The organism is Tritonibacter sp. SIMBA_163 (assembly GCF_046535935.1).
Lineage (GTDB): Bacteria > Pseudomonadota > Alphaproteobacteria > Rhodobacterales > Rhodobacteraceae > Epibacterium > Epibacterium scottomollicae.
This window is the reverse complement of record NZ_JAWJBP010000199.1, coordinates 1-340: the sequence shown is the minus strand read 5'-3', so window position 1 is coordinate 340 and position 340 is coordinate 1. Positions and strand designations below refer to the sequence as shown.

Annotated in this window: 1 pseudogene; it reads left to right on the top strand. The window is 63.8% G+C overall.

What is annotated here, in order from left to right:
* Nucleotides 1-17: 17 nt before the first annotated feature.
* A pseudogene (locus R0J92_RS22080) lies at nt 18-340 on the top strand (NADP-dependent malic enzyme); the annotation flags it as partial.

Below are 340 nucleotides of genomic sequence, written 5' to 3'. Positions count from 1 at the left end.
TGGTGGCGGTGACCTAGAGTGGCACTGCGGTGCTGGGCCGGGGCAACATCGGCGCGCTGGCCGGCAAGCCGGTGATGGAAGGCAAGGGCGGGCTGGTCCAGAAGTTCGCCGGCATCGCTGTGTTCGACATCGAAGTAGACGAGAACGACCCGGACAAGCTGGTCGACATCATCGCTTCGCTGGAGCCGACTTTCGGCGGCATCAACCTGGAAGACATCAAGGCACCCGAGTGCTTCATCGTCGAGCGCAAGCTGCGCGAGCGCATGAAGATCCCGGTGTTCCATGACGACCAGCACGGCACGGCGATCATCGTCGGTGCTGCGGTGCTCAACGCCATGGC